6 protein-coding genes and 2 pseudogenes are annotated in these 8,325 nt (G+C 67.0%); 2 read left to right on the top strand and 6 right to left on the bottom strand.

Annotated features, from left to right (window positions below):
- Positions 1–8 precede the first annotated feature (8 nt).
- Both ACIA5C_RS47630 and ACIA5C_RS47625 read left to right on the top strand, forming a co-directional pair.
- Positions 9–143 (top strand): IS3 family transposase, encoded by a 135-nt coding sequence (locus ACIA5C_RS47630; protein ID WP_396067833.1) that lies wholly within the window; start codon positions 9–11, stop codon positions 141–143.
- Positions 144–336: 193 nt separating this feature from the next.
- Entirely contained in the window at positions 337–750 is a 414-nt protein-coding gene (locus tag ACIA5C_RS47625; protein ID WP_396067829.1) for a hypothetical protein, read from the top strand.
- Here ACIA5C_RS47625 and ACIA5C_RS47620 read toward each other — a convergent pair.
- From ACIA5C_RS47620 to ACIA5C_RS47595, 6 genes and pseudogenes are all read right to left on the bottom strand, one after another.
- Positions 678–3,692, bottom strand: coding sequence for an Ig domain-containing protein (locus ACIA5C_RS47620; protein ID WP_396067831.1), 3,015 nt, complete (start codon positions 3,690–3,692; stop codon positions 678–680). The genes ACIA5C_RS47625 and ACIA5C_RS47620 overlap by 73 nt on opposite strands.
- Before the next feature lie 75 nt (positions 3,693–3,767).
- Positions 3,768–4,667 (bottom strand): annotated as a pseudogene (locus ACIA5C_RS47615) (putative Ig domain-containing protein); the annotation flags it as partial.
- Positions 4,668–4,786: 119 nt separating this feature from the next.
- Positions 4,787–5,173: pseudogene (locus tag ACIA5C_RS47610) on the bottom strand (putative Ig domain-containing protein); the annotation flags it as partial.
- 65 nt (positions 5,174–5,238) lie between these two features.
- Positions 5,239–5,421 (bottom strand): putative Ig domain-containing protein, encoded by a 183-nt coding sequence (locus ACIA5C_RS47605; protein ID WP_396067827.1) that lies wholly within the window; start codon positions 5,419–5,421, stop codon positions 5,239–5,241.
- Between the two features lie 1,198 nt (positions 5,422–6,619).
- On the bottom strand, positions 6,620–6,928 hold the full coding sequence (locus ACIA5C_RS47600) for a hypothetical protein (RefSeq protein WP_396067825.1): 309 nt from the start codon (positions 6,926–6,928) through the stop codon (positions 6,620–6,622).
- Positions 6,929–7,707: 779 nt separating this feature from the next.
- Entirely contained in the window at positions 7,708–8,142 is a 435-nt protein-coding gene (locus ACIA5C_RS47595) for an ankyrin repeat domain-containing protein (protein ID WP_396067823.1), read from the bottom strand.
- Between the last annotated feature and the right edge of the window lie 183 nt (positions 8,143–8,325).

Below are 8,325 nucleotides of genomic sequence, written 5' to 3'. Positions count from 1 at the left end.
AACTCGAGATCGCCACCGTCGAGTACATCGACTGGTACAACAACCGCCGTCTGCACGGCGAACTCGGCCACGTCCCACCCGCCGAATACGAGGCATTACCCGCGATAACCCACCCGGTCACCGCAACTCTAGAAACCAGCTAACCAACTCTCCATCAAACCCAGGGCTTGACAGTCGCCTTTGTGTAGCGGGGCCGAGGGCGCGGATGTCGAGTGTGGGGTGGCTCCGAACGTTGAGTGATAGGTCGTGCAGCCGGCCAGGGACGCAACCAGCACTGCGGCGAGGAGAGCCCGCATCTTTCCTCCGATACTGTGACCTTCGGCGTATTTTTGGCGTGTGGCTAGCATGTTCAGGGGTGCCGAGGTCGAGGTCGGGGTCGCTTACCACCTTGTCGTGCTGTGTGACGAAGACGTGGACGAGAACGTCCCTACGCCCGACAAGGTCGGCCACTCGTGGCTCAGCTGCGGGACTTCGACGGTCCTGCTCCACTCGGCCGGTGACATCGGCTCGGCGCTGTTCACCCTCGAGTTGTGGGACGATCGACCGCCTTCGCTAGGGCTGGACGTGTGGCCGGTCAGTGAGGTGGTGAGGCTGACATTGCCCTCGGGGGTTCTGTGCGTGCGCCAGACCGCCATGGGCCGCATACCGGCGGTCTTCGATGTGGGTGAGCCGGGCGACTATCTCGTACGGCTGGCGTGGCGTGCGGATCCCGAGGGCTTGCTGCTTGCCCAGTTCTGGGCGGGTCGGTGATCGTGCGGCTCCGAGGCCCCGGCGTCTGTGCAGGGGCCTCGGAGCGCGTATTTAGGGGTTGATCTGTACGAAGAACGGGTCTCCGTCAAGCAGGCGGTCCGTGTCATACCATCGGCCGAATCGGTTGCCGGCCTCCACGTTCTCCTTGTCGACGATCCACTCGACCGAGTAGGTCCGACAGGCACCGCTGGGTCGTAGCTCGACCGGCCGGCGCCCTCGTACGTCGAGCGCAGCGGGTATTCGTCACACTGGTACGTGTTCGCCGGGTCCGCCTCCATTGCCTGCTGCTTGAGCAGTTGCTGTTCCTTGGTGTTGCAGTAGTTGATGCGCCCGATGCGGTCGTTCTCGGCGTAGCGTTCGGCCTGCGCAGGCCCCTTGGCCTGTGCGAGCCGGTGCAACGGATCGGCCGCGCTCGCGCCCGGCAGCTTCTTGTCGGCCAGCGTCGGATAGGTGTTCTGCGGGAACGTTTGCGCGTACTGGATGTGCTGAGCGGCGCCCCTGACGGTCGGGTCACTCACCGAGAAGGCGAATCCGGGAGTCGCCCGGTCGAAGACTGATCCGAGCAGATCGGCGTTGGCCACGTTGAGGTAGTAGGCACTGTCGAAGCGGATTCCGCCGTTGGGCGACGAGTAGGTCTTCTTGGTGTACGGGGCCGGCAGGTCGATGTCGAAGTCGACGTGGAACTCGCCGCGGGCGATCTGGTCGCCCCAGGCTGAGGAAGGCTGCTCGGCATCCGACACGAGGTCGAGCGTGGCGTCGTGATCGACTACCCAGCCTTCGGTGTACTTGCCTACTTGGGGCTGATCACCCGGGCTGCAGGCTTGTCCGGACGGGTGGAGTGTGGGGTCGTCATAACCGCCCTCGCACTCCATTTTGACCTCCAACCGGGCGGCCTGGTCGGCGTAGGTGCCGATCAAGACCTTCGGGTCGACCGAGACCGTGAAATCGGCCCACCGGTCGTAATTGTTGTTGAATCCGTTTTGGTAAGCGCCAACCTTGGCGTGACCGTTGATGGTGACGAACGCTAAGAAATAACCGGTGTTGTTGCACAGGAGCAGGAACCTGCAGTGTGTCGTGACGCCAGCGAACAGGAGCTCCTGGCAGTACGAGTACCGGTTCTTGATCCAGCCGGCCGCCGTCCCCGTCTGCTCCGCCCGGTCATCGCATTCGCTCTGGGTGGCGTACTGGTAGCGGTCATCGGGCTTGAAGCCACCCGCGAACCGGGTCGAGTCGACCAGGTACGACGGCGGCACCGCTGCGGTGGCCGCGCCGGTTCTCGCCGCAGGGGTGTCACGGACGATCTCGGAGGGCTTGCCGTCGATCGAGGGCCGGACTCCGAGCTTGTCCAGGTTTCCATCCTGTTGAAGGGTCTGGGCCACTAGATCGGACTCCTGGATCAGGCCAGGATCCACGATCAGATACGGGGTCGTGCCGTTCTGCGGGCTGGTGTCGAGCATGGCCGAGGTGGCCTGCTCGTCGCGGCAGTCGTAATACTCGCGGTACACCGGGTAGCAGCCCTTGAATGGGCCCATCACGGCTGCTTGGAACTGGTCGCCGTCCACGGCCTCGGCGGCCGGTACCGTGACGTCGCAGAACCATTGCATCGGGCGGACCTCGCCGCGATCTGTCCCGGAATCGGGAAGCAGGGGATCGGAGCTTTGCGTGCCCGAGACGCTGCACTCGCGGGCTACGCCGCTGGTGCGGTCGACCAGAACCATCGTGCCCCGGATCTTCGAGTTGTAGTTCGGACCGAAGCGGCCTACCGGGCCGGCGAGGTACCGGTCGGTCCGCAGGCGGAACCGGAGGTCGCCGTTGGTGAGCCGAAGCGGTGTCAGGGACAGGTTCCAGGCGCCGAAGCTGATCTGCGGAACTGCGTTGCTGCCGGCGACCGGCCGCGATACCCGGCCTTGTTTGAGTGCGTAGTTGGTGTAGGTCGCCAGGGCGATGCCAAACGTGTTGAATTGCATCGATTGTGTAATCGTGGCGGAGCACTCGTAGCCGGTGGCGCAGGATGCGAGCGTCGTGCCGGTGTTGTCCCGGATCTCGAGGTAGTAGGGCGATGCGGTGATGTTGTCCCATGACCGCGCGGTGAGCACCACCGACCCGGTGGCCTCGTTACTGGGATAGGTGATCCAGTGAGTGACCTCGCCGGCCATCCAGGAGTCCACCGAAGACGGTTGATACGTATCCCAGGTGACGGTCTTCTCGAGGCTGGTGTAACGCACATCGGAGCCGCCGGTCGAGACGACCCGGGCGACGTAAGTGTGTGCGCCGGGGTCGACCTTCTCGGTGAGGTGGGCGTTGCACGGCATCGCGGTGCACGAGGCTACGACCTTGCCGCCCTGCGTCTGCTCGAGGATCTCAATGACGTAGCCGGCAGGCAGAACGGCCTCGACGATGAAAGAGTCGCTGGCGCTGGTGATCCGCACGGGCCGGTTCAGGATGATGGACATCATCGCGGTGGCGGTCCGGCCCTGAGCGTCCAAGACGGTGATGTGGGGGTAACTGTAGCTGGTCTCGACGGTGATGTCGTCCGGTGTTCCGGAGATGACGCCTTGGTCGTTGATGCTCAAACCGGCAGGGAGTCCTGTTGCCGACCAGGTGTAGGGGGCGCTACCGCCGCTCGCGGACTCCGTGACCGAATAGGGCGTGAGGGTCGTGGCGGTCCCCGATCCGAGGTTCCCTAGGACTACCGCAGCGGCAACGTTCCAGACGACGGTCATCTTGCCGACCATCTTCAGCGCGTCAGTCGCCGACACCACCGTGGTGTAGATGCCGGCCGTAGTCGGCTTCCCGCTGATCGTGCCGGTGCTCGCGCTGATCGTCAGGCCGGGCGCAAGACCGGTCGCCGACCAGGTGTACGGGGCGGTGCCGCCGGTGGCTGACATGGTCCGGCTGACCGCGACCCCGATCGTCGGCGCCTGCGCGCCCGGGTCGGCCACGGTCGGCACGGTCCCTACCGTCCAGGTGAAGGCGGCCACCGCGGTCAGGCCGAGCGCGTCGGTCAGGGTGACCGTCACGCTCTTGCTGCCTGAGGCGGTCGGCGTTCCGCTGATGAAGCCGGTGCCCGCGTTGATCGTCAGGCCGGCGGGCAGCGAGGTGGCCGACCAGGTGTACGGGGCTGTGCCGCCAGCGCTGGCAATGGTAAGCGTGACCGTGGTGCCGATCTCAGTGGCGCGTGTACCGGGGTTGGTGACGGTCGGCATCGTGCCGGTCCGCCGACTGAACGCGACGCTTCCCGCGATCTTGCTGGCCGCGGCGGCGGTCACCTTGACCGCGTAGGTGCCGGCGGTGGTCGGTGTCCCGCTGATCACGCCGGTGCTCGCGTTGATCGTCAGGCCAGGCGGCAGGGCGGTCGCCGACCACGTGGAGGGGGTGGTGCCGCCGGTCGCCGCCATGGTGAGGCTGGTGGCCGTCCCGATGACCGTGGTCTTGGTGCCGGGGTTGGTAACGGTCGGCGCCGTGCCGGTTACCCACGTGAAAGAGTTGGAGGCGGTCAGCTTGTTGGCGTCGGTAACGGTCACCTTGACCGCGGAGGTGCCGGCCGTGGTCGGTGTCCCGCTGATCACACCGGTGCTCGCGTTGATCGTCAGCCCGGCGGGCAGTCCGGCCGCGGTCCAAGCGTACGGCGCTGTTCCGGCCGTCGCGGCGACGGAGACGCTGGTCGCGGTGTTCAGGGCGCTCGCCTGGTCGCCTGGGCCGGCCACGACCGGCGTGGTGGCGACGGTCCAGGTGAAGGTGGCCGTGCCGGTGCGCTTGCTCGCGTCGGTGGCCGACGCGATCGCCGAATACGTGCCGGCCGTGCTCGCGGTGCCGGAGATGACGCCGGCCGAGCTGATCGACAGGCCCGGCGGCAAGCCGGTGGCCGTCCACGTGTATGGGCTGCTGCCGCCGGCCGCGGCCAGCGTCTTGGACACCGCGCCGCCCACCGTGGCAGCTGTGCGCCCGGGTTGGTGACCTGGGGCGCGACGGCGTTGACCCAGCTGAACGTGGCGTTGGCCGTGCGTTTGACCGCGTCGGTGGCGGTCACGGTGATGCTGGCGGTTGCGGCCGTCGTCGGCGAGCCGGCGATCCTGCCCGTCGAGGCGTCGATGACCATTCCGGCCGGCAGGCCGGTCGCCGTCCACGTGTACGGGCTGGTGCCGCCGGCGGCGGTCAGGTCCAGGAGGCTCTCCTGGCCAACGGTGCCCTGCTGGGTGCCGGGATTAGTGACCGTCAACGCGGTCGCGGCGACGCCGAAGACGAACGAGACCGTGCCCGGGATCTTGGCCGCGTCGGTGGCGGTGACCTGGGCGGTGGAGGTGCCGGCCGTCGTCGCGCTGCCGGTGATCGCGCCGGTCGACGCGTTGATGCTGAGCCCGGCGGGCAGGCCGGCAGCCGACCACACGTACGGCGTCTTCGCGCCCGTCGCGGTCATCTTCACGCTGACGGCCGCGCCGACCAGCGGCGCTTGCGGGCCGGGGTTGGCCACCGTCGGGGCCGTACCGGTCACCCAGGAGACGAGGCGGTACCGGCCAGCTTCGCCGCGTCGGTAGCGGTGACCTTCACCGCGGCGTTCGCCGCCACGGTCGGCGTGCCCGAGATGAGCCCGGTCGAGGCGTTGATACTCAGACCAGCCGGCAAACCGGTCGCCGACCACGCCAATGGAGCCGTGCCGCCGGTAGCCGTCATCGCCTGGCTCACTGCGACCCTGAGGCCGCTGTACAGCGTGCCCGGATTGGTCACGGCGGGCGCGGACGCGGCCCACGCGGGCGACGCGGTCACAAATCCCGCAAGCGTTATCGCGACCGTCAAGAAGACCAAACGGGTCCTGCTACCGGTCATGCTCGACCTTTCACGAAAAAAGGGGTGAGCACAGAAGGTTGCCTAGCCGCGAGCGATGCGGGCAGACGCCGATCCGGCAGCCGGGCCGGTCCTTCGAGCCCGCGAATCGCCGAAATGCCGGAAATAAAGGGCCGATGGGCTGGGGTGGCGACCGGCGGATCCGACTCAAACGTCAACCGCCGTTTCAGGAGACACACGGTTTCCCCGGGACTGAGCCGTGGCCCGGCGCGGTAAGAAACCTCTCCCCAGGAAATTCTTAAGTCGCTCTCAGGCTGTACCCAGGATCGCCCCCTAGACAGGCAATCAGATCGTCGAGGCCCGCCGGCGAGCGCAGATTTGGTCGCCGCAGCGACCCGCTCGGCAGACGAGCCCCGTCACCGCAACTGCTGGAGAGAAACGGCGGCCCCTCCAGGGCGGCCCCGCCAGGGCGTACCGCGCCACTGGAAACGGCATTTCGGCACCGCCGGTCATACCTTCACGGGTCGTCCCGCTCCTCGCGCAACCTCACCGAAACCAGCCACCGGCGTCGTCTCCGCCCTCGGTCGGGGCTCGCGGGGCGACCAGCAGGCGATCGTTTGCCCCGGGAAGTTCCCCCGGCGTTGCCGGGTCGACGACCTTCAGCGCATCCATGCTGATTCTACGGATCATGGCGGTCGCCGTCGGCTCGGTCGCATAAGGCGACTTTGCGCCGGGCCGTCGTGCGACGAAATGTGGAGCCAAAGTGGCAGCCGGATCAGTTTCGATGAGACTGGATCAGATCCGTTGAGAACTCACACACACCAAGTCACCCTCGAACGACCTTGGCGCAACCCGGATCGCGAAAGATCACGTAACTACATGAGTGTAGTTCGTGCAGGTCACCGCGGGCGTCGTAGTCCGGGCGGCGGCTCGCCGGGAAGGACTTTGGCTCACAGCGGGTTGGTGTCGCCCGCATGCGGTGTTCTGTTCTGGGGCAGCGAGCTGTGCGCCCGGGTCGGCGTGGGCGCCGGAGGTAACTGGTGCGGGCCTGGTTCCGGCCCGACGACGGACTCAGCCGGAGGGAAGATCATCTCCAGAGTTCGTGGGCGGGCGGCCTTGCCTTTGCGCCGCACCACCGGCCACTGCGGGTCGACCGGGACGTACGCGGCGCCAGCCATACGTCGCTGACGGTGACCGGCGGCCCGAACACCTCTGAGATCAGGGTCCGAAGCGGCAGATTGACGGCCTCGGCCCGCATCACCACGGCCTCGCCGTGCCACCGGGCCACGTCCGCCCGCACCGCGGCCCGGTCGCCCTCGGTCAGCACGGGAGCGGTACGCGCCTGGAAGGTCGTGATGACGAAATGCGTGGTACGACTGACCGCAGCCGGCCCCATCCGGGCCCACGCCGTCGGACCCGGGGCCGAGGAAATATCCTTCAGGCACCGCGAACTCGTGCCGGGCCTGCGCGCTCCAGCTCAACGTGTCGAGCCCGAGCCAGTTGCGGGGCAGGGGCACCGGGACGAGGGTGCCGCCGGGTCGGACGTACCCGCGCCAGGCGCCGCTCATGACGAACACCGGCGGCGGCCGCTCGGCCTTCGCGGGCAGCGGGGTCGGTATCAACGGGTCCAGCGCCGCAACGACCAGGAAATGGGTACGGCGCAGCCGGTCCCAGCCCAGCGCCACCAGCAGGACGGCGGCGCCGACGACGGCGTGCCCAAGTCCTCGGGGAAGGGGTGCGATGCCCACCAATAGCGGAGACGATGACTAGATCATCACCGTCCATGTAGACGTAAGTTGTTACGTTGTCGACGGTCTCGCGCCAGTGCATCAGCCAAAACTGCTCCCGAAAATCTGTCTCATCGTCCGCGTGGAGCAGCCGGAAAATCTCCTCTGGCGAATGTTCCGGGTAAGGGCAGGGACTGACGTCACGGTGGCGCACTTGGGCTGCGGTGTACCGCAGGACGTTGATGAAGGTGGGAAGAAAGACCGTGTTGTCGTCTGTGGTGAGCCATTTGCCACCGACCATAGGTCGACGGTGCGCTGGCTGGGCGACGTAGCCTCGCCGATCTCTATGCAGAATCTGGCTCGGTCACCGAGTCGTCGCGTCATCAGTCCGCCAAAGTAGCAGCTCACGATGCCTGGAGGTGCTCTTACCGATGTAGATTGAGGATCGTCACGACGGGGTGGTCGGGGCGGAGCCTCGAGTGGTCCAGGCGCGGATCAGCTCGGCTGCGAGCCAGTGTCCGCGGGTTTCGGCCTCGCGCAGGGGCGTTATGCCGACGGGGCCGCGGCGTTGCGGGTCCGCTCCGCGAGCCAGCAGGAACGCCGTGACGTCGACGTGGAGCGGCTGGCCGGATTGCACGTGGCCGTCGTGTTCGACGTCAATGGCGTGGCGGAGCAGGGTCCAGCCGTCACCGTTGTCGTCTTCGATGTCGTGACCGGCGTCGAGCAGGCCTCGCAGTCGTGGGAGGTCTTCGAGTTCGACGGCTTGGTGGGCTGGCGTGAAGTTCATGGCCTTCTTGCTTGTTCGGCTGCTGGTCGCGGCGGTGAGCGGCCGGCATTGGTTGGTGACGTAGTCGCGCAGCGTGGAGTCGGACACGCCGCTCATGCCGTGTTCGTTGACGAGTATGTCGTAGATGCTCTGGACGCTCAGCCGGCCTGCGTAGTGGCGACCGTGGCGGGTTTCCAGGATGTCGTCGATGGTGTCCCTGAATGCACCGAGTCATGAGCCTCTTTCCGGTTGTGGTTTGCGCGGCGGCGGGATCGATGAGGTCAGGGCCTGTTTGACGGC

This window comes from Actinoplanes sp. NPDC051343, assembly GCF_044455125.1.
Taxonomy (GTDB): Bacteria; Actinomycetota; Actinomycetes; order Mycobacteriales; family Micromonosporaceae; genus Actinoplanes.
The sequence above is the reverse complement of the archived record's forward strand: the minus strand, read 5'-3'. Positions and strand labels throughout refer to the sequence as shown.